20 protein-coding genes and 1 tRNA gene are annotated in these 24,429 nt (G+C 65.5%); 10 read left to right on the forward strand and 11 right to left on the reverse strand.

What is annotated here, in order from left to right:
* Positions 1-30: 30 nt before the first annotated feature.
* From rho to argS, 6 genes are all read right to left on the reverse strand, one after another.
* Positions 31-2,214, reverse strand: coding sequence for a transcription termination factor Rho (gene rho, locus AC50X7_RS04135; protein ID WP_494977883.1), 2,184 nt, complete (start codon positions 2,212-2,214; stop codon positions 31-33).
* 297 nt (positions 2,215-2,511) lie between these two features.
* Entirely contained in the window at positions 2,512-3,486 is a 975-nt protein-coding gene (gene thrB / locus AC50X7_RS04140) for a homoserine kinase (protein WP_494977884.1), read from the reverse strand.
* Between the two features lie 2 nt (positions 3,487-3,488).
* Positions 3,489-4,595 carry a threonine synthase gene (gene thrC / locus AC50X7_RS04145; protein WP_494977885.1) on the reverse strand — a complete coding sequence of 369 codons (1,107 nt, stop codon included), beginning with the start codon at positions 4,593-4,595 and terminating at the stop codon, positions 3,489-3,491.
* Positions 4,596-5,918 (reverse strand): homoserine dehydrogenase, encoded by a 1,323-nt coding sequence (locus tag AC50X7_RS04150; RefSeq protein WP_307094601.1) that lies wholly within the window; start codon positions 5,916-5,918, stop codon positions 4,596-4,598.
* On the reverse strand, positions 5,919-7,394 hold the full coding sequence (gene lysA, locus AC50X7_RS04155; protein ID WP_494977886.1) for a diaminopimelate decarboxylase: 1,476 nt from the start codon (positions 7,392-7,394) through the stop codon (positions 5,919-5,921).
* Positions 7,395-7,399: 5 nt separating this feature from the next.
* Positions 7,400-9,064 carry an arginine--tRNA ligase gene (argS, locus tag AC50X7_RS04160; RefSeq protein WP_494977887.1) on the reverse strand — a complete coding sequence of 555 codons (1,665 nt, stop codon included), beginning with the start codon at positions 9,062-9,064 and terminating at the stop codon, positions 7,400-7,402.
* Between the two features lie 171 nt (positions 9,065-9,235).
* Between argS and AC50X7_RS04165 the strand changes: the two genes are divergently transcribed.
* The 6 genes from AC50X7_RS04165 (at position 9,236) to AC50X7_RS04190 (ending at position 14,108) form a co-directional block, all read left to right on the forward strand.
* Complete coding sequence (locus AC50X7_RS04165) at positions 9,236-9,700, forward strand: FMN-binding protein (protein ID WP_494977888.1); 465 nt, start codon at positions 9,236-9,238, stop codon at positions 9,698-9,700.
* Positions 9,701-9,703: 3 nt separating this feature from the next.
* Complete coding sequence (locus AC50X7_RS04170) at positions 9,704-10,576, forward strand: FAD:protein FMN transferase (RefSeq protein WP_494977889.1); 873 nt, start codon at positions 9,704-9,706, stop codon at positions 10,574-10,576.
* Complete coding sequence (locus tag AC50X7_RS04175; protein ID WP_494977890.1) at positions 10,573-12,117, forward strand: ferredoxin--NADP reductase; 1,545 nt, start codon at positions 10,573-10,575, stop codon at positions 12,115-12,117. The genes AC50X7_RS04170 and AC50X7_RS04175 overlap by 4 nt, the downstream gene beginning before the upstream one ends.
* A gap of 126 nt (positions 12,118-12,243) precedes the next feature.
* Positions 12,244-12,319 (forward strand) — tRNA-Arg (locus tag AC50X7_RS04180).
* 353 nt (positions 12,320-12,672) lie between these two features.
* Positions 12,673-13,725 carry a M4 family metallopeptidase gene (locus tag AC50X7_RS04185; RefSeq protein WP_494977891.1) on the forward strand — a complete coding sequence of 351 codons (1,053 nt, stop codon included), beginning with the start codon at positions 12,673-12,675 and terminating at the stop codon, positions 13,723-13,725.
* A 62-nt stretch (positions 13,726-13,787) separates the two neighbouring features.
* Positions 13,788-14,108, forward strand: coding sequence for a protealysin inhibitor emfourin (locus AC50X7_RS04190; protein WP_494977892.1), 321 nt, complete (start codon positions 13,788-13,790; stop codon positions 14,106-14,108).
* 10 nt (positions 14,109-14,118) lie between these two features.
* On the opposite strand, the gene AC50X7_RS04195 is transcribed toward AC50X7_RS04190, so the two are convergent.
* Positions 14,119-15,087, reverse strand: a complete 969-nt coding sequence (locus AC50X7_RS04195; RefSeq protein ID WP_494977893.1) for a GlxA family transcriptional regulator — start codon at positions 15,085-15,087, stop codon at positions 14,119-14,121.
* 81 nt (positions 15,088-15,168) lie between these two features.
* Here AC50X7_RS04195 and AC50X7_RS04200 point away from each other — a divergent pair, with 81 nt between their 5' ends.
* Positions 15,169-15,336, forward strand: a complete 168-nt coding sequence (locus tag AC50X7_RS04200; RefSeq protein WP_494977894.1) for a hypothetical protein — start codon at positions 15,169-15,171, stop codon at positions 15,334-15,336.
* A gap of 81 nt (positions 15,337-15,417) precedes the next feature.
* The gene (hrpA, locus tag AC50X7_RS04205; RefSeq protein ID WP_494977895.1) at positions 15,418-19,383 is read left to right on the forward strand and encodes an ATP-dependent RNA helicase HrpA; all 3,966 of its coding nucleotides are present in this window, start codon (positions 15,418-15,420) and stop codon (positions 19,381-19,383) included.
* Here hrpA and AC50X7_RS04210 read toward each other — a convergent pair.
* From AC50X7_RS04210 to AC50X7_RS04220, 3 genes are read right to left on the reverse strand one after another with little or no spacing between them, the layout of a single operon-like run.
* Positions 19,380-19,805 carry an HIT family protein gene (locus AC50X7_RS04210; RefSeq protein ID WP_494977896.1) on the reverse strand — a complete coding sequence of 142 codons (426 nt, stop codon included), beginning with the start codon at positions 19,803-19,805 and terminating at the stop codon, positions 19,380-19,382. The two genes, hrpA and AC50X7_RS04210, sit on opposite strands and share 4 nt — an antisense overlap.
* Positions 19,802-21,010: an NAD(P)-dependent alcohol dehydrogenase gene (locus AC50X7_RS04215; RefSeq protein WP_494977897.1), complete on the reverse strand. Its 1,209-nt coding sequence runs from the start codon at positions 21,008-21,010 to the stop codon at positions 19,802-19,804. The genes AC50X7_RS04210 and AC50X7_RS04215 overlap by 4 nt, the downstream gene beginning before the upstream one ends.
* 9 nt (positions 21,011-21,019) lie before the next feature.
* Positions 21,020-21,952, reverse strand: coding sequence for a sulfurtransferase (locus tag AC50X7_RS04220; protein WP_494977898.1), 933 nt, complete (start codon positions 21,950-21,952; stop codon positions 21,020-21,022).
* A 73-nt stretch (positions 21,953-22,025) separates the two neighbouring features.
* On the opposite strand from AC50X7_RS04220, the gene AC50X7_RS04225 reads away from it, so the two are divergent.
* Positions 22,026-23,117 (forward strand): PLP-dependent cysteine synthase family protein, encoded by a 1,092-nt coding sequence (locus AC50X7_RS04225; RefSeq protein WP_494977899.1) that lies wholly within the window; start codon positions 22,026-22,028, stop codon positions 23,115-23,117.
* On the opposite strand, the gene AC50X7_RS04230 is transcribed toward AC50X7_RS04225, so the two are convergent.
* On the reverse strand, positions 23,114-23,770 hold the full coding sequence (locus AC50X7_RS04230; protein ID WP_494977900.1) for an MBL fold metallo-hydrolase: 657 nt from the start codon (positions 23,768-23,770) through the stop codon (positions 23,114-23,116). The genes AC50X7_RS04225 and AC50X7_RS04230 overlap by 4 nt on opposite strands.
* A gap of 95 nt (positions 23,771-23,865) precedes the next feature.
* Between AC50X7_RS04230 and AC50X7_RS04235 the strand changes: the two genes are divergently transcribed.
* Positions 23,866-24,384: a Fur family transcriptional regulator gene (locus tag AC50X7_RS04235; RefSeq protein ID WP_494978240.1), complete on the forward strand. Its 519-nt coding sequence runs from the start codon at positions 23,866-23,868 to the stop codon at positions 24,382-24,384.
* The last annotated feature ends 45 nt before the right edge of the window (positions 24,385-24,429 follow it).

The following is a 24,429-nucleotide window of genomic DNA, read 5'->3' on the forward strand; positions in this document are numbered from 1 at the left end:
AATATGCGACGACCCCGCCCCGTAACTCAGCTATTTGTCGTTATCGGACTTCGCACCAAGCGTCGTCTTCTGAACCTGCATCAGGAACTCAACGTTGCTTTGGGTCTCCCGGATCTTGTTCGTCAGGAGTTCAAGGCTCTGCTGGGTTTCGAGTCCGGAGAGGACGCGGCGCAGCTTCCACATGATCTTGACTTCCTCGGGGGAAAGCAGGTTTTCCTCGCGGCGCGTGCCGGACGCGTTGACGTCCACGGCCGGGAAGATGCGCTTGTCAGCCAGCTGGCGGGACAGGCGGAGCTCCATGTTGCCGGTGCCCTTGAATTCCTCGAAGATGACTTCGTCCATCTTGGAACCGGTCTCCACGAGTGCCGTTGCCAGGATGGTGAGCGAGCCGCCGTTTTCGATGTTGCGGGCCGCGCCGAAGAAACGCTTGGGCGGGTACAGTGCGGCGGAATCCACACCACCGGACAGGATGCGGCCGGAGGCCGGTGCTGCCAGGTTGTAGGCACGGCCCAGGCGGGTCATGGAGTCCAGGAGGACCACCACGTCCATGCCCATTTCCACGAGGCGCTTGGCGCGTTCGATGGAGAGCTCGGCCACTGTGGTGTGGTCGTCGGCGGGGCGGTCGAAGGTGGAGGCAATGACCTCGCCCTTGACCGTGCGCTGCATGTCCGTAACTTCTTCAGGACGTTCGTCAACGAGCACCATCATGAGGTGGACCTCAGGATTGTTGGTGGTGATGGCGTTGGCGATGGACTGCAGGATGAGCGTCTTGCCGGCCTTCGGCGGGGAGACGATCAGGCCGCGCTGGCCTTTGCCGATCGGGGCAACCAGGTCGATGACACGGGGGCCGATCTTCTTGGGGTCGGTCTCGAGGCGCAGGCGCTCGGAGGGGTACAGCGGAACCAGTTTGGCGAACTCGACACGGTCCTTGAGTTCTTCCGAGGTCTTGCCGTTGACTGACGTCACGCGGACCAGGGCGTTGAACTTCTGGCGGGCAGACTGCTGGCTGCGGTCTTCGCCGTCACGCGGAGCGCGGATGGCCCCAACCACGGCGTCGCCCTTGCGCAGGTTGTACTTCTTGACCTGGGCGAGGGAGACGTAAACGTCGTTCGGTCCCGGGAGGTAGCCGGAGGTGCGGATGAACGCGTAGTTCTCCAGGACGTCAAGGATGCCGGCAACCGGCAGCAGGACATCGTCTTCAGTGACCTCGACGTCGTCGACGTCCGGTCCCTGGGCGCGTCCACGGCGGCGGTCGTTGCGGTCGCGGAAACGGTCGTTGCGGGAGTTGTCCCGGTCCTGGCCGCCGGAGCGGTCATTCCGGTCGTTCCGGTCATTCCGGTCGTTGCGGTCACGGCGGTTACGCCGGTTGCGGCGGCTGCCGCCGTCGGCGTCCTCGTCGCGGTTGTCGTCGCGGCGGGCCCCTTCACGCTGGCCTGCTTCCCGGCTGCCCGCATTGTCGCGGCCGCCGTCGGCGGTCTCGCGTGCAGCGTTGTCGCGGCCACGGGTGCGTCCGCTTTCGCGGCGGTCCGTGCGCTGCCCGGCTTCGCCGGCTTCAGCTTCGGCCCGCTCAGCGGCGGGTTCTGCGGTGCGGGGTTCTGCGCTGCCCTGCACTGCGGCGCGCTGCTGGGCGTCGGCCTGTTCTGCCGGCGCCTCCACAGTTTCGGCAGCCTGCGGCGCAGCTGCGGCTGCTTCGCCGCGGCGCCGGTTGCGGGTGCGCGGCTGGCGACGCTCAGCGGCACCTTCAGCGGCGTCGGGAGCCTCGGCGGCGGCGGGAGCCTCAACCGGAGCGGGTGCGCTGGTTTCGGCAGCCGGTTCGGAGGCTGCGGGTGCCACCACTCCGTCACTGACGGCGCGGCGGCTGCGGCCACGGCCACGAGCCCGCGTTCCTTCAGCAGGAGCCTCGGTTGTTTCAGCGGCTGCCGCCGGGGCGGACGCTGCCGGAACGATTGCCGGGGCCGACACGTTCTCGACGGCCTTTTCCGCTGCCTTCGCAGGAGCCTTGGTCATGGGGGTACCGGCGCGGTGGGCGGAGATGGCCGAAACCAGGTCCCCCTTGCGCATCCGGGAACCGCCGGAAATCCCGAGCTGGCTGGCGAGTGCCTGCAGCTGGGCGAGCTTGAGGCCGGCAAGGCCGCTGCTCTTGGCGGGCGCGGCCGGTGATTCGGCAGCAGAAGATAGTTCCACAGCTGGCGACAGCTCAGTGGTTTCGGTCACGAAGGATCCTTCCCCCTCGACGGCGTCCAGACTGGGAGCTGGACGCGATGATTTGATCTGGGCTGCAGTTCAGATCTGCAGCCGCATTGCTCGGCCTTGCCGGTTGGATATCGGCCAGCAGGGCCGGATACTAATTCACCTTGCACTCCACCCATGGCGGAACGCAGGACTGACGCTTCAGGGGCAGTTTGAGTGCTGCAGATTCCTGCGACAGACCAAGCAGGCGGCACCGGAATACATTGCGCAGTAAGAGACCAAGCGGCAACTAAGTGCAATAGCAGATCAGATAGGCGTCAATTACCGCCGGTGCAACTCCACCTTAGCACCTTCAACGTCCACTGCCAGCTTCAGAACGCGCCACCCGATGTCCGGCGTGTTTGCCGCGGTGAACTCCCCGATGAAAGCAACGACGGCGGCCGCTTCATCCTGTCCGTTCGCCAGGACCAGCACGGTGGGCCCGGCACCCGAGACTACAGCCGCGTGCCCGGCCGCGCGAAGCGCCGAAATCAGCGCAGCGCTCGGACGCATGGCCTCCGCACGGTAACTCTGGTGGAGGTAGTCCTCGGTGCCGGCCAACAGGAATTGGGGCTTGCTGGTCAGGGCATGGATCAACAGGGCGGCACGTCCGGAATTCATCGCCGCCGCGTGGTGCCCCACCGAGGCCGGAAGCAGCGCACGCGCCGCTTCCGTTGACAGCTCGAAATCGGGAACAGCCACGACGGGAACCACCGTTTCGGAGACCGTCGCGCTGGTGCTGCTGTACTGGTCACTGTCCTGCCACGACAGCGCCAGCCCACCGAAAATGGCAGGTGCCACGTTGTCCGGGTGCCCTTCCAGCTCGCTGGTGAGCTGAAGGATCCAGTCCTTACCGCGCCGGCTGGCCTCAGGCACCAGGGCATTTGCCGCGGATACGGCTGCCACTACTGCCGATGCGGACGAGCCAAGGCCCCGACCGTGGGGATTGACGTTGTCAGCCGTGACCTTCAGCCCGCCGTGCCTGAACCCCAGCCGTTCGAAGGCCGCTTCCATGGCCCGGACCACCAGGTGGCTGGCGTCCCTCGGGAGGGTTTCTGCGCCTTCGCCGCGGAGATCGAACAAGAGCTCCTCGGATTCCAGGCTCTCCACTGTCAGGGTGTCATGCAGTGCCAAGGCCAGGCCAAGGCTGTCGTAGCCCGGGCCGAGGTTGGCCGTGGTGCCCGGAACCCGGACCGTGACCCGCTGTCCGGGTTCAATAAGCTGCAGTCCGACGGCGGTCTGCGAGGTGGCGTCCAAGGCTACTTTTCTTCCAGTCCCAGTTCGGCAGCAACGGTGACAACATCATTGGAAACCTTGACCGGCTGGACATCGCTGCCGTCCTCGGTGCGCAGGGCCCACTGGGGATCCTTCAGGCCGTGGCCAGTAACGGTGATCACGATGGTCTTGCCGGCAGGAACCTCGCCGGCGGCGTGCTTCTTAAGCAGGCCTGCCACGCCGGCCGCGGAACCCGGCTCAACAAAAACGCCTTCGCGGGAGGACAGCCAGCGGTGCGCGTTGAGGATTTCCTCATCCGTGACGGCGTCGATAAAGCCGCCTGATTCGTCACGTGCACCAATGGCACCGTCCCACGATGCAGGATTGCCGATCCGGATGGCCGTGGCGATGGTGTCCGGTTCGGTGATTGGGTGGCCGGCGACGAAGGGTGCTGCCCCTGCTGCCTGGAAGCCCCACATGGCGGGGGTTTTGGTGGAGACGGCGGGAAGCGTGCCCGCGGTTTCGGACTCGAACGGAGCGGAGTACTCCTTGTAGCCCTTCCAGTACGCGGTGATGTTTCCGGCATTGCCCACCGGCAGGACGTGGATGTCCGGAGCGTCCCCCAAGGCGTCGACGATCTCGAAGGCGCCGGTCTTCTGTCCCTGGATGCGGGCGGGGTTGACGGAGTTGACCAGGAAGACCGGGTAGGACTCCCCCAGCTTCCGGGCGATGTCCAGGCAGTTATCGAAGTTGCCGTCCACCTGGAGCAGGGTGGCCCCGTGGGCGATGGCCTGGCTTAGCTTGCCCATTGAAATCTTGCCCTCGGGCACCAGGACGGCGCACTTCAGGCCCGCGGCCGTTGCGTAGGCGGCGGCAGACGCGGACGTGTTTCCGGTGGAGGCGCATACCACGGCCTTGGCGCCGGATGCTACGGCGGCGGTCATGGCCATGGTCATGCCGCGGTCCTTGAAGGAGCCGGTGGGGTTCATGCCCTCCACCTTCAGGTACACCTCGGAGCCGGTGAGCTCGGAGAGCTTCTGCGCGTGCACCAGCGGGGTGCCGCCCTCACCCAGGGTGATGACCCGCGTGGATTCCGTCACGGGCAGACGGTCAGCGTATTCGCGGATAACGCCGCGCCATTGGTGAGCCACTTAGACTCCTTCTACCCGCAGAACGGATGTAACTGAATTGATGACGTCCAGGCCCTTGACGGCTTCGACGGTGGCCGCAAGGGCAGCCTCTGATGCGCGGTGCGTAACGATCCGCAGTTCGGCCGACTCCACGTTGGACTCGGCGTCCCGGTGGATGGTCTGCCGCATGATTTCGATGGAGACGCCGTGTTCGGCGAACAGCTGGGCGATCTTTGCCAGGACGCCCGGCTGGTCCGCAACGTCGAGGCCGATGTAGTAGCTGGTGACGGCAGCGTCGATGGGCAGGGCCGGAACGTGGCCGGTGGTGGTCTCGGTACGCTGGGGTCCGCCCAGGACCAGGCGGCGGGCCGCGGAGACAAGGTCGCCGAGGACGGCGGACGCGGTGGGGGTGCCGCCGGCGCCCTGGCCGTAGAACATCAGTTCACCGGCATTCTCGGCCTCGATGAACACGGCGTTGAAGGCGCCGCGGACGGCAGCCAGCGGGTGCTCACGGGGCAGCAGCGTGGGGTGCACGCGCACCGAAACGCCACCGCCTTGTCCACTGTCGCCGTCGCCGATTCTTTCAGCGATGGCCAGCAGCTTGATGACGAAACCGGCATCCTTGGCCGCTGCGATGTCAGCGGCGCTGACCGAACTAATGCCTTCGCAGTGGACGTTTTCCAGAGCGAACCGGGTGTGGAAGGACAGCGTGGCGAGGATGGCTGCCTTGGCAGCTGCGTCGTGGCCCTCGACGTCGGCGGTGGGGTCCGCTTCGGCGTAACCGAGGCGCTGCGCTTCGGCGAGGGCGTCGGCGAACTGGGCGCCGGTGGAATCCATCTGGTCAAGGATGAAGTTGGTGGTGCCGTTGACGATGCCCAGCACGCGGGTGATCCGGTCGCCGGAAAGGCTGTCGCGGATGGGCCGCAGGATGGGAATGGCTCCGGCCACGGCAGCTTCGTAGGACAGCTGCACGCCGGCCTTGTCCGCCTCCTCGTAGAGGGTGGGGCCGTCCTGGGCCAACAGGGCCTTGTTGCCGGTCACTACACAGGCGCCGTTCTGCAGCGCGGACAGGATCAGCGAGCGGGCCGGCTCGATGCCGCCCATCAGTTCGATGACCAGGTCGGCGTCCTTGACCAGGGTCTCGGCGTCGGTGGTGAACAGTTCCTGCGGCAGCTCGACGTCCCGCTTGGAGTCGACGTTGCGCACGGCAATCCCGGACAGCTGCAGGCGCGCGCCGGTGCGGGCGGCAAGGGCGTCGGCGTCCTCAATGAGAATCCGCGCAACCTGGGCCCCAACGTTGCCACAGCCCAGCAGGGCCACTTTCAGGGTTCGCAATTCAGACATTCAGGCTCCCATGTCGCGGTTCAGCAAATCTTCTTCGGTTTCCCCGCGGACAATCAGCCGGGCAGATCCGTCGCGCACCGCGACAACGCCCGGCCGGGCCAGATAGTTGTAGTTGCTCGAGAGGGCCCAGCAGTAGGCGCCGGTTCCCGGTACAGCAAGCAGATCACCGGCTGCCACGTCCTCGGGCAGATATACATCTCTAACAACTATGTCGCCGCTCTCGCAATGTTTGCCCACCACGCGGGACAGCTGTGGCGCGGCGGCGGACGTACGGGAGGCCACAACCGCCGAATAATCCGCGTCGTAGAGCACCGGACGTGCGTTGTCGCTCATACCGCCGTCCACCGACACATAACGGCGGGGATACGTAACGTTTTCGCCCGCATCTTCGGCCTGGCCGGAGCCGGGGGCATCGACGCGGACAGTCTTGAGCGTCCCCACCTCGTACAGGGTAAAGGTGGTGCTGCCCACGATGGCCCGCCCCGGTTCAATCGAGATCCGGGGTGACTCGATGCCCAGTTCAGCGCAGGTGGAACGGACGACGGCGGCCATCGCCGCAGCAATCTCAGCTGCAGGGCGTGGGGTGTCCACCGGGGTGTAGGCGATCCCGTAGCCGCCGCCGAGATCAAGCTCCGGCATAACGATGGAGTACTTTTCCTGCATGGCCGCGAGGAAACGAAGCAGCTTCTCGGCTGCCAGTGCAAAGCCGTCCGGTTCAAAGATCTGGGAGCCGATGTGGCAGTGCAGGCCCAGGAGCTCGATGCCGGGGTGTGCCGAAGCCGCTGCCACCGCTTCCTCGGCAGCAGACAGGCCCGCCTGGTCCGTGGTGTCAGCCGCCATGGACAGACCAAACTTCTGGTCCTCGTGCGCCGTGGCGATGAATTCATGTGTGTGGGCGTGGACGCCGGGCGTCAGCCGCAGCATGACCTTGGCCATTTCGCCGCGGGCCTGGGCTATGTCGCCCACCCGCACCAGCTCGGACAGGCTGTCCACCACAATCCGGCCGAGGCCCATGTCCAGGGCACGATTAATCTCACCGTCGGACTTGTTGTTCCCGTGCAACGCCACGCGCCCACCGGCAATGCCCGCGCGGGCGGCGACGGCCAGCTCCCCGCCCGAGGCCGTATCCAGGCGCAGGCCTTCCTCCTCCACCCACTTCACAACAGCTGTGCAGAGGAAGGACTTTCCCGCGTAGTAGACGTCCACGCCGCCGCAGATGTCAGCGAAGGCAGCATCGAAGGAATCCTTGAAAGCCCGTGCACGGGAGCGGAAATCGGCCTCGTCCATAACGAAGAGGGGCGAGCCGAACTGCTCTTTCAGCTCCTGGACGGTGAGGCCTCCAACGGTAAGTGAGCCGGCGTCGTTCCGTTGCACGCTGCCCGCCCACATCGGTTCCTGGAGTGCGTTCAGGTCAGCGGGCACTGCGAGCCATTCGGGTGCCAGCGGAGACGCGGTCTTCGAGGTTTCTACGGACATTGCCATCACATCCGTTCGGGCGCGGAAACGCCAAGAAGGTCAAGGCCGTTGGCGAGCACCTGGCTGGTGGCGTCATTGAGCCACAGGCGGGTGCGGTTGACGTCGGTCACCGCTTCATCGCCCATGGGCGCGATGCGGCAGGCGTCGTACCAGCGGTGGTAGGCACCGGCGATGGTTTCGAGGTGCCGTGCCACGCGGTGCGGTTCGCGCAGTTCCGCTGCCTTTGCCACAATCGACGGGTAGCTGCCCAGGTACGAGAGCAGTTCGTTCTCCGTGGCATGGTCCAGGAGGGAGGCGTCGAAGCTGTCTTTGCCGTCCACACGGCGTTCCACACCGGCGTCGACGGCGTTGCGGGCTGCGCCGCGGGACCGGGCGTGGGCGTACTGCACGTAGAACACGGGGTTCTCGTTGCTGTGCTTCTTCAACAGCTCCGGGTCCAGGGTCAGCGGGGAGTCTGCCGGGAACCGCGCCAGGGAGTAGCGGACAGCATCCTTGCCGAGCCAGTCGATCAGGTCCTTCAGCTCGATGATGTTCCCCGCGCGCTTGGACAGCTTTGCGCCGTTCACGGAAACCAGCTGGCCGATCAGGACCTCGATGTTCACCTCGGGGTCATCTCCGGCGCAGGCGGCGATGGCCTTGAGCCGGTTGATGTAGCCGTGGTGGTCGGCGCCGAGCAGGTAGATCTTCTCGGTGAAGCCGCGGTCCTTCTTAGAGAGGTAATAGGCGGCGTCAGCAGCGAAGTACGTGGGCTCGCCGTTGGCGCGGATCATCACCCGGTCCTTGTCGTCGCCAAAATCGGTGGTCCGCAGCCAGACAGCACCGCCGTCGTCGAACACGTGGCCCTGCTCGCGAAGGCGGGCAACGGCACTTTCGATGGCGCCGGCGTCGTGCAGTTCCTGCTCGGAGAAGAACACGTCGAACTCCACGCCGAACTCGGCGAGGGTTGCCTTGATGTCCTTCATCTGTGCCTTGTAGGCGGCGGCGCGGATGACCGGAAGCGCGGCGACCTCGGTCAATTCGCGGATGTCGGGGTGTTCGGTGATGACCTCGTGGCCCAGATCCGCGATGTACTGTCCCGGGTAACCGCCCTCGGGTACAGGCCGGCCGTGCAGGCGTGAGTACACCGAGTTGGCGAAGACGTTCATCTGTGAACCGGCGTCGTTAATGTAGTACTCAGCCGTGACGTGGGCGCCGGAAGCGCGCAGCACCCGGGCGATGGCATCGCCGAGGGCAGCCCAGCGGGTGTGTCCAATGTGCAGCGGCCCAGTGGGGTTGGCGGAAACAAATTCCATGTTGACGGTGTGGCCTGCGAGCGCGGTGTTGGTCCCGTACTGCCGGCCGGCTTCGACAATGACCTTGGCGAGGGCGCCGGCCGTGGCAGCGTCCACGGTGATGTTCAGGAACCCGGGGCCCGCGATGTCCACGGCGGAGACGCCGTCGATCGACTTGAGCCGCGCGCTCAGCACCGTGGCGAATTCGCGGGGGTTCGTGCCGGCCTGCTTGGCAAGCTGCAGGGCGATGTTGGTGGCCCAGTCACCGTGGTCCCGGTTCTTGGGTCGCTCCACGCGTACCTCGTCTGGCACTGCTGATGCTGAAAGGGCAATCTCGCCGGCGTCGACGGCGTCTTTCAGGCAGGCGGATATGGCGAGGGAGAGTTCTTCGGGAGTCACCCCTCTAGCCTACCGGGGGCCAGTGACAGCAAAAGAATTCGGACTGCTCCGGTGCCATAGGCATTCCACAGGAAATTCACAAGCCACCTGCAAGTTGAACCAATACGCTGGGTTCATCGTTGACACCGACGTAAGCACCGTCCCAAACACTTATACGAAATGAGAGCCTTTATGAGACCGTCAGTCCGCAAAAGTGTTTTCGCCGGAATCGCCGGCCTTTCCCTCGCCGGAACGGTGGCGGGCTGCGCGCCGTCCGCCACTGAGAGCACGCCGGCGGCCCCCGCCGGCAGCGCTGCAGCAACGGCGTCCGCAGGATCGTCGTCGCTGGCAGGCAGCGGCGCCACGTACAAGGACGGCACGTACAGCGCTGACGGAAACTATGTTTCGCCGAACGGCACCGAGACGGTAGGTGTCGAACTGACCCTGGCCGGAGGCACGGTCAAGGACGTCAACATCACCCAGCATCCCTCCAACCCGAACACCCGCAAGTTCCAGGGGGAGTTCGCCGGCGGTATCGCGTCGCAGATAGTGGGCAAAAACATAGACGAGCTCAACGTCTCCAAGGTCGCCGGCTCCTCCCTGACGAGCGGCGGGTTCAACCAGGCCGTAGAACAGATCAAGTCGGAGGCGCAGTAGACGGTGCCGGGCGCGGACTGGGAGGACTTTGCGTTTGAGGCAATCGGCACGCACTGGGAGATTTCCACTCCTTGTCCGCTTGCTCAGTCCGTCCGGGCCCGCCTCCTTGACCGGGTGGAGAAGTTCGACGCCGACTGGTCCCGCTTCCGGGCCGATTCCCGCGTCAATATCATGGCGCGGGAGCCCGGGACGTTTGGTTTTCCAGACGAGGCGGGCCGGCTGGGGCTGCTGTACAGGACGCTTTACGGGCTGACGGACGGAGCCATGACCCCGCTGATCGGCGCCTCCCTTGAGCGGCTGGGGTACGACGCCGGCTACTCCCTTAAGCCCTCAGGGTCGCCGCTGGCCGCACCTCCCTGGGACGAGGTCCTCAAGTGGGAGGGCACCACCATCACCACCACTTTGCCCGTGGTTCTTGACATCGGGGCGGCTGGCAAAGGCCTGCTGGTGGATCTGCTCGCCGAAAAACTGGACGCTGAAGGACTTGATTCCTTTGTCATCGACGGCAGCGGGGACCTGTTGGCAAGGGGCTCCCGCTCCACCCAGGTGGCTTTGGAGCACCCCTACAACCCCGGGCAGGCCATCGGCATCGTGCCGCTCACCGGGCGTGCGCTCTGCGCCTCGGCGTCCAACCGCCGGACGTGGGGCGATGGCCTGCACCACGTCCTGGACGGAACAACCGGGCAACCGGTCAGGACCGCCGTCGCCACCTGGGCCCTTGCAGACACGGCGATGCTGGCAGACGCCCTGGCCACTGCTCTCTTCTTTGTCCCGGGCGCACGCTTGGAGCAAGAGTTCAAATTCTCCTGGCTGACCGTATTCTCTGACGGGAGCGCAGTCCACTCCGCCGAGTTTGAAGGGACACTGTTCACATGAGCCCTGTGGAAACGCCGAAGGCCGGGCCGGTCCCCTCCGTGGCCGCCCGGCTGGATACCGTCCTTGGCCGGTTCACCATGTACCGGCTCATCCTGCTGGTCCTTGCAGCTCTTGCCGTGTACAGCCTCTTACTCGATGTTCTTGGCTGGCTGACCTTCGGCATCCCCGAAATGCTGGCGCACCTTGTGCTGTGCCTCGGCCTGACCTACGCCTCCAACAGGGCTTTGGCAGCCCTGTTTCGGGTTCGGCCCCACTCTGAATCCTCGCTCATCACAGGGCTGCTGCTGTACTTCCTGTTCTGGCCCTCCTTCGCGCCGATGGATGTGGCTGGAGTGGCACTGGCCTGTGTCCTGGCTTCTGCATCAAAGTACGCACTCGTGTGGCGCGGCCGCCACATTTTCAACCCCGCCGCCGCGGGAGCATTCGTGGTTGGGCTCACGGGGCTCAACGTCGCCACCTGGTGGGCAGCTACTCCTGCGATGTTGTTGTTGCTGGTGCCGGGAGTCCTTTTGGTGCTTTACCGCACACGGAAATTCCTGATGGCCTCGGTCTTCCTCGTGGTGGCCTGCGCCATCATCGGCGCGGAACTGCTTCAGGCCGGCATGTCCGTTGGGATGGCGCTGTGGCAGTCACTGGCCCAGCGGCCACTGCTGTTCTTTGTGGGCTTTATGCTCACCGAACCGCTGACACTGCCGCCGCGCAGGTGGCAGCAACTGGCCCTCGCGGCTGTGGTGGGCGTGGTTTTTGCCGTCCCCTACAACTTCGGCTTCCTGGCCAATTCCCCTGAGGCCGCGCTGCTGCTGGGCAATCTGCTCGCCTTTATGGCGGGCCAGCGCGGCGGTGTGCGGCTGACGTTCAACGGGACCAGGCCGCTGACGACCAGCACCACCGAGTTTTCCTTCAAGCCCTCCCGGCCCGTGCGGTTTGTCCCGGGGCAATACATGGAACTGGACCTCCCGCACGCGAAGTCGGATGGAAAAGGACGACGCCGGGTGTTCAGTTTGACCGGCTCGCCCAGTGAGCGCGTGGTGAAGTTCGGCGTGCGGACTGCCGAGCCGCTGTCCGCCGCCAAAAAGGTCCTTCTTTCCCTGCAGCCGGGCGACGAGCTGACGGCCACTTCCGTTGGAGGTGACTTTGTCCTCCCCCGCGATCCCCGCAAGCCCGTCCTGATGATGGCTGCCGGCATCGGCATCACCCCCTTCCTTTCACATCTCTCCTCCGGTGGTTTACGGGACCGCGACGCCGTGATTCTGGTGCTGGCCAGGAGCGCTGACGAGATCGCGTACGCAGATGAATTGAAGGCTCCAGGCGTCCGTGTGGTTGCCCGCATCGCCGATGGTTCCGAGCCGCCGCCGCACATCGCTGCGTTCCCTGCAGATGGCACCAGGGTGGACGGTGAAGCCCTCAAAGCACTCGTTCCCGACATTGCTGACCGCGAGGTTTATATCTCAGGCTCACCAGCGAGCGTCGCCTCGTTGCGTCGTGCGGCACGGCAGGCCGGGGCCAGGAAGGTGCACGTGGACTCGTTCTCGGGCTACTGAAACGCGCCGCTTTGGAGAGCCCGTGCCCGCCGGAGTTCCGAGTCCCGAGTGGCGATTTTCCCTTGCGGGCCACCTTCCTGCTAAGCTCTAGGACGTCCCGCCGGCAACGGCAGGAACCCCCGGATTGCCCTCGTAGCTCAGGGGATAGAGCGTCTGCCTCCGGAGCAGAAGGTCGTAGGTTCGAATCCTATCGAGGGCACCAGAAGAGAAGCACCCCGGTCCACGGACCGGGGTGCTTCTCTTTGTCCAGTCCGGCACGGCTCAGGACCACGCCGGTCACGGTGACAGGTCGTGTGGCGGAGGCCAGATCTGCGACAGGTCGTCGGCATACCAAGGTTCGCTGCCCCGGGAGAGTCCGGCCAGTGGGGTGGTTCCAGTCCTGGTGTTCGCTTTTGTATTGCCGGCCGGCGGGACCTAAATCATCGTGAGGGGGTAGGACATTCCTGGTTGCACCCCAACAGTTGCCCCGCCAACAACGGACGGAACACCGCTTGGATCCACCGCTTTGTCGGTGCCCCCTCGTAGTCTGAATTTACCTAGTTGAGGGGGTACGCCATGCACGTTCAGTTCTGTTCCATCATTCCGCCATACCTGTTGAGGCGGCTGGCCAGGCAGGACGCCCCGAAGTTTTCCGCGGCCGCACGAGCGGCCAAAGAAGCCTTGGGCCACGTCCGCTCTGTCCAGGCAGCCCGCACGCAGGCCGCCCCCGACGTCCCGGCAGGAGTGCGCCAGGCTAAACCAGGACCATCAAACCGCTCGGTTTTCGACGCCGCCGGCTCGGAAACCGTCCCGGGCAAACTCGTCCGCAGGGAGGGAGAGCCCGCCACGGGGGATCCTGCAACTGACGAAGCCTACGACGGGATGGGCCACACGCATCGGCTGTACGCCGACGTCTTTGGAAGGAACTCGATCGACGGCCGGGGCCTGCCCCTGAACGCTACCGTGCACTTCGGCAAGCTCTACGACAACGCTTTCTGGGACGGGACTCAGATGGTCTTCGGCGATGGTGACGGGGAGGTCTTCGAACGGTTCACCAGGTCCCTCAGCGTCATCGGCCACGAGCTTGCACACGGGGTTACCCAGCACTCCGCAGCGCTGGTGTACCGGAACCAGGCCGGGGCCATCAACGAGTCGATGTCAGATGTTTTTGGTGCACTTGTGGAGCAGTACGTGAAGGACCAGTCGGTCACGGAGGCCAGTTGGCTCATCGGCGAGGGGCTTTTCACGCCCGAGGTGGAAGGGCGCGCCCTGCGGTCCATGAAAGCCCCCGGAACCGCGTACGACGACGACGTGCTGGGTAAGGATCCGCAGCCAGACTCGATGGACACTTACGTAAGGACGAGCGCGGACAACGGCGGTGTCCACATCAACTCAGGCATCCCCAACCGGGCGTTCTACCTCGTGGCGGAACAGCTGGGCGGAAACGCCTGGGACTCGCCCGGGCGCATCTGGTACGAGACGCTCACCGGCGGGGATTTGCCCACGGGCGCAACCTTCACCGTATTTGCCCGCGCCACGGCAGCTACGGCTGGGGAGCTTTTCGGTTCTGATTCAAAAGAGCATGACGCCGTGCGAAACGCGTGGGAAACTGTGAAGGTCAAACTCTAACGGGATGCCTGGCTGCCGTACTTCGGGCCACCGGGCTCGAAGTACCACCCAGGAACCAAGCCATGAAGATCAGTGTGGAGCGCACCGGCGGCATCGCGGCGATGACCCGGGTGTGGACTGTTAACGCTGTTTCCGAGACAGCCAGGAACCAGTGGCAGCCCATCGTCGAGGCATGCCCTTGGGACGCCGTGCCTCGAACACCGCGGGCCGCCGCAGAGGAATACTCCGGAGCCCAACCGGACCGGTTCATCTACTCGATCCGTGCGGGCCAGCATCGCGCTGCGCTGCCCGAGCGGGCAGTCACCGGACCCTGGCGGGTGCTGGTGGACAGCACCCGGGCGGCCGCTGAGGAATCACGGGCGGCACAACGCCGGGAGGCATGAAGCCCGGGGGCTAACCCACCTCCGCCAGCTGGCCGCGGAAGGCCCTGCGGTAGGACTGCGGGCTGGTGTCCAGGACTTTCCCGAAGTGGTGCCGCAGCAGGACCGGATGCCCAAATCCGGACTCCCGCGCAATCTCCTCAATGTTCAGGTCCGTGGCCTCAAGGAGTTCCTGCGCCCGGAGCACCCGCTGGGAGTTGAGCCAGGCCGCCGGTGTTGCCCCCGTTTCGGACCGGAACTTCCGGGCGAACGTCCTGGCGGACATGTGCACCCGCGTGGCGAGCTCATTCACCGTATGCTCGCGGTCCAGGTGCTCCACCATCCAGCGAAGGAGTTCCTCCATCGGAGCAGAGCCGCAGGTGGGCATGGGCCGGTCAATAAACTGTGCCTGGCCACCATCGCGGTGCGGCGGGACCACCATGTCGCGGGCAATCGCAGCGGCCACGTGCGCACCCAATTCCACCCGCACCAGGTGCAGGCAGGCATCGATACCGGCAGCCGTGCCGGCGGAGGTGATGATGTTTGCGTCCTGCACGTACAGGACGTTTTCGTCCACCCGGACACCTGGATATTCCGCAGCGAGGCGGCCTGAGTAGTGCCAGTGCGTGGTGCAGCGCCGGCCAGCCAGCAGGCCCGCCCGGGCCAGGGCAAAGGCTCCCGAGCAAATGGACATGACCCAGGCTCCCCGCGCATCAGCGGCGCGCAGTGCTTCAAGGACGAACTCGGGTAGATCATCATCGTTGCCGTAGGGGGTCATGATGACGAGGTCTGCGTCGGCGGTGGCTTCCAGCCCAAGGCTCACATTCATGGACAACCCGGACTTGAGCTGGACGTCGCCCGGCGCCGGCGTACAGACGCGGAAGTCAAAGGCCGGGACGCCGCTCCCCCGCCCGGACCTGTCTATCCCGAACACTTCACAGGCGGTGCCAAACTCGAACATCGAGAAGTTGGGGACCACGATGACGGCTACTGATTTCAGCATGCTTCCATTGTGGCAGGAATTTTAGCGTTTTGGGCATTTCTGCCACTTTTTCTGGGTCCCAGAGAGGAGAAGCATGGAGGCATGGAAATCCTCACAACCGTCCTCGTCATCCTGCTGCTCCTCATATTTGCCGCCACTGTGTCGGCTCTCCTGCAAGACGGCAGGGGGCACACGCCTCCCGTTGAATCGCATGAAGCGTGGTCCGCCCTGGACCTTCCCAGCACCAACTACACGCTCCGCATCTTCTAACCCAGGCCAGCCAAAGGCCGGGCACAGCTGCAACCAGTCGAAACGGGAAGCCCGGGCTCCCGCAGTAGACTGTCAGCAGCCATGACACTTCACATCTCCTATCCTGCCGAGCTGCCGGTCTCCGAGCGCCGCGAAGACCTGATGGCCGCCATCGCAGCGAACCAGGTCACCATCATCGCCGGCGAGACCGGCTCCGGTAAGACCACCCAAATTCCCAAAATGTGCCTCGAACTTGGCCTGGGCGAAAACGGCCTGATCGGGCACACCCAGCCGCGCCGGCTCGCAGCCCGCACGGTCGCGGAGCGCATCGCCGAGGAACTGGGCGTGGACATCGGCCAGGAAGTCGGGTTCCAGGTCCGCTTCACCGGCGAGGTCAGCCGGAACACCAAGGTCAAGCTGATGACCGACGGCATCCTGCTCGCGGAAATCCAGCGCGACAAGCTGCTGCGCAAGTACAACGCCATCATCATCGACGAAGCCCATGAGCGCAGCCTCAACATCGACTTCATCCTCGGCTACCTCCGGCGGATCCTGCCGCAGCGGCCGGACCTGAAGGTGATCATCACGTCCGCCACCATCGATCCCGAGCGCTTCGCCAACCACTTCGGCACGCCGGAAAACCCAGCGCCCATCATCGAGGTCTCGGGGCGGACGTACCCCGTGGAAATCCGGTATCGCCCGCTGTCGCAGCCCCCCGCCGGAACGGATGAAGAGAACGCTTCCGACGATGAACTCGAGGAAGACCGCGATCCCCTCGACGCCGTCTGTGACGCCGTGGACGAACTCGCTGCCGAAGCGCCCGGCGACATCCTCGTATTCTTTTCCGGCGAGCGCGAGATCCGGGATGCTGCCGAGGCGCTCCAGGCCCGCATCCAGTCCAACCGGAGACTGGCCGGAACCGAAATCCTCCCCCTGTTTGCCCGGCTCAGCCTGCAGGAACAGCACAAGGTGTTCCACCCTGGCAACAAACGCCGGATCGTCCTTGCCACCAACGTGGCCGAGACGTCGCTGACCGTGCCGGGCATCAAATACGTGATTGACACCGGCACTGCCCGCATCTCCCGGTACTCGCACCGCACCAAAGTCCAGCGGCTGCCCATCGAACGCGTCTCACAGGCATCGGCCAACCAGCGTTCCGGGCGGTGCGGGCGCGTATCGGACGGCATCGCCATCCGCCTCTACTCCGAGGAGGACTTCGAATCCCGGCCCCGCTTCACGGATCCCGAAATCCTGCGCACCAACCTCGCCGCTGTCATCCTGCAGATGACAGCCATGGGAGTGGCCCGGGGGCCGAAGGACGTCGAGAACTTCCCCTTCGTGGAGCCCCCGGAAACGCGGGCCATCAACGACGGCGTCACGCTGCTTCGCGAACTCGGCGCCTTGGCTGCCGCCCGGCCCCAAAACGGCTCTGACGGGACGAAGGGCGGCGGCGGACTTACCGCCGTCGGGCACAAACTCGCCCAACTGCCTGTGGACCCCCGGCTGGGCCGGATGATCGTGGAAGCGGGAAAACGAGGATGCGTCCGCGAAGTCATGATCCTCGCGGCGGCCCTCACCATCCAGGACCCGCGCGAGCGCCCTACGGACAAGCAGCAGCTCGCGGCGGAAAAGCACAACCGGTTCAAGGACGAAAACTCGGACTTCACCGGTTTCCTCAACCTCTGGAACTATATCCAGGAGAAGCAGCAGGAGTTGTCGTCCTCTGCCTTCCGGCGCCTGTGCCGGGCCGAATTCATCAACTACCTCCGCGTGCGCGAGTGGCAGGATCTGTTCGCCCAGCTGCGCCAGCTGGCCCGCCCACTGGGCATCAGCCTGGACAACAAACGCCTTGCCGATCCCGTTGGCAACCACGACGGCATCCACATCAGCCTCCTTTCCGGGCTCTTGAGCCACATCGGCATCCTGGACGAGCGTAAGCGTGAATACGCCGGTGCCCGCGGCAGCCGCTTCGCGATCTTCCCCGGCTCTGCGCTGTTCAAGAAGTCCCCTACGTTCGTGATGGCGGCGGAACTGGTGGAAACCAGCCGGCTCTGGGCCAGGGTTGCCGCCCGGTTCGATCCCGTCTGGGCAGAGCAGGTGGCCCCCGACCTGGTCAAGCGCAGTTATAGCGAACCGCACTGGTCCACCCGCCAGGGCGCAGTGATGGCCTACGAAAAGGTCACCCTCTACGGCGTACCCATCATCGCCCAGCGCAGGATCAACTACGGCAGGGTGGATCCCGTCGTCGCCAGGGAACTCTTCATCCGGCATGCCCTGGTGGAGGGCGACTGGAAGACCCACCACAAGTTCTTCCACCGCAACCGTGCCCTCCTGCAGGAGGTCGAGGAGCTCGAAGCAAGGATGCGGCGCCGGGACCTCCTGGTGGACGACGAAACGCTGTTTGAGTTCTACGATGCGCGGGTCGGGCCGGACGTTGTGTCCGAACGGCACTTTGATAAGTGGTGGAAGGAAGCCCGGCAGGAAAACCCTGACCTCCTGGACTACGACAAGTCGCTCCTCCTCAGCGACGACGCCGACGACCTCGATGTCTCCGCCTACCCCAAGACCTGGCTGCACAAGGGTTTTGAACTCCCGCTGACCTATGAGTTCCACCCTGTGGCTCCCGGCTCGCCGCCCAATCCGAGCGACGGCGTCACCGCCGAAGTGCCCGTCCTGTTCCTTAATCAGCTGGACGACAAGGCCTTCCGCTGGCTGATTCCAGGCCAGCGCGTGGAACTGGTAACGGCCCTGATCAAGTCCCTGCCCAAGCAGGTCCGCAAGAACTTCGTCCCTGCCCCGGACGTGGCCCGGCAGGCAGTAGCTGTCCTTGAGTCCGATTTCGACCCGGCCTCCGACGAGCTTGAACTCTGCCTCGAACTTGCGCTCCGCCGCGTCCGCGGGCACGTCATCCCGCCCGGTTCGTGGAACTGGGACGCGGTGCCCCCGCACCTGCGCGTGACGTTCAAGGTGGTGGACAGCAAAGGCAAGGTCCTGGATGAGGGCAAGGACCTCGCTGCCCTTCAGGAGAAGCTTGCGCCTGCCACCCGCCGGGCCATTGCCGAGTCGCTGGGTGCCACACCCGCCTCTACCGCTCCGCGCAGCAACGCGGGGCGAGCTGCAGGAAGGGCCGACGACGGCGGGACTCCCCGCCTGCAGGCACCCGCCCAGGTGCCGGCCGGGTCCGGCCCCGCCGGGTTCCGGGAGCAGGACGGCCTCACCGAGTGGACTTTCGGAACCCTCCAGCGCCAGGTCAGCAACACGGTCAAGGGCCACACCGTCACGGGTTATCCGGCCCTGCAGGACCAGGGCAATTCTGTGGCCCTTCGGGTGTTCCAGACCGCGGACGAACAGCAGGACGCCATGCGCGGCGGCGTGATCAGGCTGCTGGCCCTGCGCGTTCCTGCTCCTGACCGCTACGTTCTGGAGCACCTGAGCAACACGGAGAAACTGACATTCAGCCAGAACCCGCATGGTTCTGTTTCAGCCCTCATTGCCGACTGTGCGCTGGCGGCGATCGACAAGCTCACTCCTGCCGAACTCCCCTGGGACCGCAAGTCCTTTGACGGGCTCTACGAGCTGGTCCGGGCTGAGCTGATCGACACCGTGTTCAGCGTGACGGCCGTGGTGGAGCGCATCCTCGCCAGTACCCGGCGCATCGAAAAGCAGCTGAAAGGCACCACCAGCCTGGCGCTCATCAGCGCGCTCAACGACATCAAGAGCCAGCTCGAGCAGTTGGTGTACCCCGGCTTTGTGGCACGTACCGGCTATGCCCAACTCAGCCAACTCCCGAGGTACCTCTCAGCCATTGAGAAGCGGCTGGAACGCCTCCCGGGCAATGTCCAGCGGGACGCCCTCAGCATGGCGGTGGTGCAGCGCCTCGAGGATGACTACGACGACGCCGTGTCGGCCCTGCTGCCCGGCCGTAGGGCCGGCGGCGAGCTTGCCCAGGTCCGGTGGATGATTGAAGAGCTCCGGGTGAGCCTCTTCGCCGTCGAACTTGGGACCGCCTATTCGGTGTCCGAGAAGCGGATCCGCGCTGTGCTTAACAAGGCGCTGGCTCCGGCTTAGGCCGGGACGAAGTCGCCGTACCCCGCAGCGCGCAGGCCCTGCCGGAGTTTCTCGGCGTTGGCGTCCAAAACTTCCGGGTCGGGGTTCTGGTCCGCGGTGGCAAAGTTGAACTCGGCCATGCTCCTGGAGGGCCAGACGTGCACGTGCAGGTGGTTAATTTCATAGCCGGCCACAATTAGCCCGGCGCGCGCCGCACCAAAGACGTCCACCTGGACGGCGCCGATCCGCCGGGCCACCTCCATGACCCTCGCCAGGGTCTCCGGAGAGGCGTCGGTCCAGCGGTCCACTTCCTCGGTGGGAACCACCAGGGTGTGGCCGTCGGCCAGCGGACCCGTGGTGAGGAACGCGGATACGTCGTTCTCCCGCCAAACGAACCGGCCGGGAATTTCGCCGTTCAGGATCCTGGTGAAGAGCGTACTCATGCGTCTGCCTCCTTGGCGGGTGCCTGCAAAGTGCTGGTGTCCAGCACGAACCGGTATTTCACATCGCCGGCGACCATCCGGTCGTAGGCTTCGTTAAGCTGATCAGCGCCGACCACTTCGATGTCCGCCACCACGCCGTGCTCCGCGCAGAAGTCCAGCATTTCCTGGGTTTCGGCAACGCCTCCGATCAACGAGCCGGCGTACGCGATCCGGCGCCTGATCAGCGCCCGGGGGTTCACGGGCGGCATCGCCTCGGACGGAAGTCCGAGCTGGAAAAGCGCACCGTCAACGCGCAGTGTCCGGAACAGCGGGTTCAGGTCGTGCGGAGCTGCCACGGTGTCGATGATGAGGTCGACGGTGCGGTTGGCCGCGTCCATCGCCGTTTGGTCCGTGGACAGGACCACTTGGTCGGCCCCCAGTTCCAGGGCGGCCGGCACTTTGGACTCGGACGTGGTGAACACCACCACCTTCGCTCCCATCGCCTTGGCGAGCTTGACGGCCATATGACCGAGTCCGCCCAGCCCCACCACACCCACAACGTCGCCTTCTTCGACGTCGAAGTGCCGCAAGGGCGAGAACGTCGTAACGCCGGCGCACAGCAGCGGAGCGACGGCGGCCGGGTCCAGGGAGTCCGGTACGTGAAGGACGTAGCGGCGATCCACCACCACAGAGGAGGAATAGCCGCCCTGTGTGATCGAGTTGCCGTTGCGCCGGTCGACGGCCCCGTACGTGCCGGTCATTCCGTTTTCGCAGTACTGTTCCAGGCCGTCCAGGCAGCTTTCGCACTCGCGACAGGAGTCCACGATGCAGCCAACGCCCACCCGGTCCCCCGGCGCGAACCCGGTAACGGCTGATCCCACGGCACTCACAGTGCCAACGATCTCGTGGCCGGGCACCAGCGGCCAGGTTGTACCACCCCACTCGCCGCGAACCGCGTGGACATCCGAATGGCACAGCCCGCAAAACTCGATGGCAATTTCGACGTCGTCGGCCTGGGGAGTGCGGCGGGAGAGGGTCAGCGGGACCAAGCCGCTGTCCGGGGATGTGGCGCCGTACGCAGCAGCCAGCACGCCGCCGTCGGAAGCAGCGGATCCGGACGCAATCAACCCGGAGGCAACGGTTTCAGCGGCGACAGGTTCACGGACAGCAGTTTCAGGGGTGACAGGTCTTGCAAGGGGCGGCGGCACGGGACGTCCAGGAGTCATAGTGCGACGCTACCCTTGAGCGCCGCCAAGTTTCCACCCAGCCGGGGCGTCGCCGTCGGCGCGGGGGTCCGGCCCCGTCACCACCGGCAGATGGGTGTTGCTGGACCACTCGGAGAAGGACCCGGGATAGAGGGCGGCACGGAAGCCGGCGAGCTCAAGGGCGGCCACCTGGTGGGCTGCCGTGACGCCGGACCCGCAATAGACTCCCACCTCGACGTCGTCGGTGACGCCCAGCGACTCAAAGCGTCGGCGCAGCTCGGCGGGAGGCAGGAAACAGCCGGCGCCGTCCACGTTTTCGTACGTCGGCGCACTGACTGCACCCGGAATGTGGCCAGCTCGGGGATCAACAGGCTCAATCTCGCCGCGGTACCGCTCTCCGGCCCGCGCGTCCAGAAGAATCCTGTCGGCGGGGCGCCCGTCCGGACGGTCATTCTCCGCAACGGGTCCACCCTCCATCCGGGAGGTTACGTCGGCCGCCTCCAGGACCGGCATCTGCCCGTCTGCAAGGGTGACGTGGCCGGGAACGGGCCGGACCTCGCCCAGTTCCAACGGCAGCCCTGCTGCACGCCAAGCCGCCAGGCCGCCGTCGAGCAGGTAAACCTTGGGAAGGCCGGCGTTGCGCAGCATCCACCACGCCCGGGCTGCCGCCATGTTGGCGCTGTCATCGTAGGCCACCACAAGATCGCCGTTGCTGATGCCCCAGCGCCTCGCCGCCTCCTGGAACCTTCGGGGTGATGGCAGCGGATGCCTTCCCCGCTCCGGGACAGCAGGATCCGCAAGTTCGGTGGCGAGATCAACGAAGACGGCGCCCGGCAGGTGCCCCTTCAGGTAGTGGTCATGGCCGTGCGGGACGCCCAGCGCCCACCGCACGTCCAGCAGCACCGTGCGCACGCCGCCGGCACGGCGCCCCTCCAGTTCGGAAACATCCATCAGCGGATTCATTGTGCTCCTTCGCGTGGGCAGCCAACGCTCCCACTCTAACGGCAGCTCCGGCAGCCGCAGGTAGGCTGGTGCGGTGAAGATCGAGCGCACCGCGGGCCGGGACTGGGCGGACGAAGCCATCCGGAAAATCACGGCAGAAAACAACCGCTCCGCCGATACCCACCTCTATTCGGTACCCCTTCCCGAGCACTGGCGCGTACAGCTTTATCTCAAGGACGAGTCCACCCACCGCACCGGCAGCCTCAAGCACCGGCTGGCGCGCTCCCTGTTCCTCTTCGGCCTGGTCAACGGCTGGATCAGGGAGGACACCACCATCGTCGAGGCCTCCAGCGGCAGCACCGCGGTGTCCGAAGCCTATTTCGCGCAGCTCCTGGGACTGCCGTTCATAGCCGTCATGGCGCGCACCACCAGCCCCGAAAAGGTTGCGCTGATCGAGCAGTTCGGCGGTTCGTGCCTCCTGGTGGACCACGCCTCCGAGGTCTATGCGACGGCGGAAGAGGTCGCCGCCACCAGCGGCGGGCACTACATGGACCAGTTCACCTACGCCGAGCGGGCAACGGACTGGCGCGGAAACAACAACATCGCGGAGTCCATCTTCGGCCAACTTGAGCTGGAGGAACATCCCGTGCCGGACTGGATTGTGGTGGGCGCAGGGACGGGCGGTACCAGCGCCACCATCGGCAGGTACCTCCGTTACAACAGCCACCCCACCCGGCTGGTGGTGGTCGATCCGGAAAACTCGGCCTTCTACCCGGGCTGGCGCGGCACCTCGTCCGGCCCTGCTACCGGATCGCCGTCCCGGATCGAGGGCATTGGCCGGCCCCGGATGGAGCCCAGCTTTGTGCCGTCCGTGATCGACCACATGGTCCAGGTACCTGACGCTGCGTCGGTCGCCGCCATGCGCCACCTGCGCACGCTCGCCGGGCTCCATGCCGGTCCCTCCACCGGAACCAACCTTTGGGGCGTGTGGCAACTCATCGCGGGGATGATCGCCGAAGGCCGCCAGGGCAGCATCGTCTCGCTGATGTGCGACGGCGGCGAGCGCTATGCAGGCAACTATTACTCCCCCGGGTGGCTGGCGTCCCATGGCTTGGATCCGCAGCCGTACGAAGCGGTCATCAGGCGGTTCTTTGATAGCGGTACCTGGGACGGTGGCGAGGCTTAGACTTCCACCGACTCGCCCGCGGCCAGGTGCTGATACTCCGTGCCGTACTTGGCCCCGAGGCGCTTGACATGGCCTTCCACGATTTTCAGGCCATTCTCGTTGAGCAGGCCGTCGTGGATTTGGAATGCCCGTGGTGCCCGGACGCCGATCACGAAGTCCACCACTTCAGCTGCCTTGCTCCACGGCGCGTGGATCGGCACCAAGAGCGTCTGCACGCTGATGCCGTCCGGAATGACGAACGAATCACCGGGGTGGTAGACATTGCCGTCCAGGAGATAGCCGACGTTGGCCACCACGGGGATCTGAGGGTGGATCAAGGCGTGCTGCCCGCCGAAGCTGCGAACCTCGAAGCCCGCCGTTTCGAAGGACGACCCGGGGTCTACGGTGTGGATCCGGTCCGCTGCATCAGAGGCTTCCTTGCGCAGGTTATCCGCGACGCCCGCCGGGGCAAAAACCACGAAGTCCCGGTTGTCCTTCAAAGCAGCCACCACAGCGGGAACGTCGATGTGGTCGCCGTGTTCGTGGGTGACCAGGACCGATTCGGCACCGGCCAGTGCCTCCGCCGATTCCGAAAACGTGCCCGGGTCCAACACCAGAACCCGGCGGTCTTTCTCGAGTCGGACGCAGGCGTGGGTGTATTTGGTCAGCTTCATAGCGCCAGCCTAGGGTCCGGTCCGAACCCGTGTCCACGAAGCTCCGGCTGGTAATCTTGATCTTTGCCACCATCCTGAGGGAAGCGAGTCCATCCATGCCGTTCGGCGCCAAGGCTGATTCCACCAAGCCCGCTTCGGCCGAAGCCTTGGGAGGCACCGCACGGGCCGCTTCCGTGCCGGCAGGCACCGCCGCGCCCGTTGCCGGCAAGGAACAGCGCGTGACCAAGCAGAGGCTGGCCGTCAGCGCCGCATTGGATGAGCTGCACGATTTTGTGAGCACGCAGGAGCTCTACCGCATCCTGCAGAATCAGGGCGTATCGGTATCCCTCGCCACCGCCTACCGGATCCTCCAGTCCCTTGCCGACGAGGGCCTGGTGGACGTGCTGCGCAACGGCGACGGCGAAGCGGTTTACCGCCGCTGTGCCGTCACCGGCCACCATCACCACCTCCTGTGCCGGAACTGCGGCAAAGCGGTGGAGGTGGAAGCGCCCGCCGTGGAAACGTGGGCAGCCCGCACGGCGAGCGAACACGGCTTCACCGAAGTGGCGCACACCGTGGAGATCTTCGGGCTGTGCCCTGACTGCACGGCGCGCAGGGCAGCCGGCGAGCTCTAAGCAGGTCCGGCTTAGGGGGCCCCCTGCCGCGCGAACCGGCCCACG

Source organism: Pseudarthrobacter sp. Hb11, from assembly GCF_059383655.1.

Excerpts from the sequence above, each read along its gene's own strand:
- AC50X7_RS04165 (WP_494977888.1), top strand. The coding sequence starts at position 9,236 with ATGAGACCGTCAGTCCGCAAAAGTGTTTTCGCCGGAATCGCCGGCCTT.
- AC50X7_RS04215 (WP_494977897.1), bottom strand. The coding sequence starts at position 21,010 with ATGACTCCTGGACGTCCCGTGCCGCCGCCCCTTGCAAGACCTGTCACC.
- AC50X7_RS04220 (WP_494977898.1), bottom strand. The coding sequence starts at position 21,952 with ATGAATCCGCTGATGGATGTTTCCGAACTGGAGGGGCGCCGTGCCGGC.
- AC50X7_RS04210 (WP_494977896.1), bottom strand. The coding sequence starts at position 19,805 with ATGAGTACGCTCTTCACCAGGATCCTGAACGGCGAAATTCCCGGCCGG.
- AC50X7_RS04230 (WP_494977900.1), bottom strand. The coding sequence starts at position 23,770 with ATGAAGCTGACCAAATACACCCACGCCTGCGTCCGACTCGAGAAAGAC.
- AC50X7_RS04235 (WP_494978240.1), top strand. The coding sequence starts at position 23,866 with ATGCCGTTCGGCGCCAAGGCTGATTCCACCAAGCCCGCTTCGGCCGAA.
- AC50X7_RS04175 (WP_494977890.1), top strand. The coding sequence starts at position 10,573 with ATGAGCCCTGTGGAAACGCCGAAGGCCGGGCCGGTCCCCTCCGTGGCC.
- AC50X7_RS04190 (WP_494977892.1), top strand. The coding sequence starts at position 13,788 with ATGAAGATCAGTGTGGAGCGCACCGGCGGCATCGCGGCGATGACCCGG.
- lysA (WP_494977886.1), bottom strand. The coding sequence starts at position 7,394 with ATGTCCGTAGAAACCTCGAAGACCGCGTCTCCGCTGGCACCCGAATGG.
- AC50X7_RS04150 (WP_307094601.1), bottom strand. The coding sequence starts at position 5,918 with ATGTCTGAATTGCGAACCCTGAAAGTGGCCCTGCTGGGCTGTGGCAAC.
- AC50X7_RS04185 (WP_494977891.1), top strand. The coding sequence starts at position 12,673 with ATGCACGTTCAGTTCTGTTCCATCATTCCGCCATACCTGTTGAGGCGG.
- hrpA (WP_494977895.1), top strand. The coding sequence starts at position 15,418 with ATGACACTTCACATCTCCTATCCTGCCGAGCTGCCGGTCTCCGAGCGC.
- AC50X7_RS04195 (WP_494977893.1), bottom strand. The coding sequence starts at position 15,087 with ATGCTGAAATCAGTAGCCGTCATCGTGGTCCCCAACTTCTCGATGTTC.
- AC50X7_RS04200 (WP_494977894.1), top strand. The coding sequence starts at position 15,169 with ATGGAAATCCTCACAACCGTCCTCGTCATCCTGCTGCTCCTCATATTT.